Genomic DNA, 453 nt, shown 5'->3' with positions numbered 1-453 from the left:
GGCAGGCGGACCGGTATTCGACATCTCCAAGGTTCGTGATGTGAGCCCCGAAGCACGCGCGGCGGAGCACTGGCAGATTTATGTGTCGCGACTTGAGGCCCAACCGGGAATCATCGTCGCCCAACAAACCGCGGGGGGCGGACAGTTCTATATTTCCGGCCTGAGAGACCCGCTTGCCGCCGACCCGCAGTCGCTGTTGTCCGGAACGCAGGTCGATCCCGCCCGCGTTCATTCGCAGTGGCAATTCTATCAGAGCCTTGAGCCGCAGTTCGTGCTGAAGCGGCTAACGGCTTCGCTGGCTCCGCCAAAATCGGTTCGGCTTTCGATCGTCGAGGATCGCATCGTTGCCGAGGGTGAGGCTCCAGACGCCTGGATAGATCGGGCACGCGCAGCGGCCCGACAGCTTGAGGCAGGCGGACCGGTATTCGACATCTCCAAGGTTCGTGATGTGAG

At 62.0% G+C, this 453-nt stretch carries 1 pseudogene; it reads left to right on the top strand.

From position 1 onward, the window contains the following. Positions 1-453, top strand: a pseudogene (locus AC0L2Z_RS35455) (OmpA family protein); the annotation flags it as partial.

It is taken from the genome of Mesorhizobium sp. WSM4850, assembly GCF_055811735.1.
Note: the sequence above shows the minus strand (reverse complement) of the source record. Positions and strands in the feature narration are given on the sequence as shown.